This window comes from Citrobacter sp. VF227 (assembly GCF_052950715.1).
The window spans coordinates 1-866 of sequence record NZ_JBRFVF010000071.1 but is presented as its reverse complement, the minus strand read 5'-3'; the positions used below and the strand labels follow the sequence as shown (position 1 = coordinate 866).

General features: G+C 65.1%; 1 protein-coding gene. It reads left to right on the top strand.

Features of this window, described 5'->3' with window-relative positions:
* The first annotated feature begins 295 nt into the window (after positions 1-295).
* Positions 296-760, top strand: a complete 465-nt coding sequence (locus ACU8YC_RS25080) for a hypothetical protein (protein ID WP_019406783.1) — start codon at positions 296-298, stop codon at positions 758-760.
* Positions 761-866 lie beyond the last annotated feature (106 nt).

Genomic DNA, 866 nt, shown 5'->3' with positions numbered 1-866 from the left:
TTCGTATCCAGTTCAAGGTACAGCCACCGCCGCCACCGAGGCACCAGCCTGCCGCTACACCGCCGCTGTCGAGCAACGCCGCTGACAGCATTCAGGCGGCCGCCCAGGCCATTCGTGATCCGGCGCTACGAGCCGCACTCGAGCGCCTGGCCAGCCGAGGCAAAACCAGCGACTGACATCCTGCTACAAATGCGCGCCCCATCCTTGCGCAGCCTCGCCCGGCACGGGTTAGCATGAGCCGGTCAATGCGGAGGTCTTCCATGTCGCTTAGCCGTTTGTCCGCAGGGGCGCGCTCATGCTGATCGGCGCCCTGCTCATCCTCACCTGGCTGGTACTGCTGGTCCGCTACCCGCTGAGAGCGGTGCCGATCTCGCTGGGGGCCGTGCTCGGTCTGGCACTTGTCGCCGGCTGGGTGCTCTGGCAGGAACATCGTGAGGAGCAGCTGCTGTCGCGCCTCGAGATCCGGCTAACCCACGACCCGCAGCGCTGCCCGGGCGCTCAGCCGCTGCATGTGCAACTGGTCAACCACACGGACAGGAAGCTGCAGAGTCTGCAATGGGAGGTGGCCGCCTATTCCCCGGGCTCACGCACCAACCTTGCGCGCCGTGCCTATGACGCTCCCGCCTACCAAGGGCCCGGCGATCTGCAACCGGGCGCGCGCTGGGAGTCCTGCCTGCCGCTGCCGCTGCTGCGTAGCGGATATCGCGCCGCGACTCTGGAGTTTCACGCCGAGCGGCTGCAAGGGCATTTCGCTCACTGACGCAACGGCACGCTACCAATCTTCGCCGTGCCCGCTTATCCTGTACAAATAAACAGTATCAATCTGCCAATGACCGAGGTGGTAAATGGCCGTCGAAGTGGTGTAC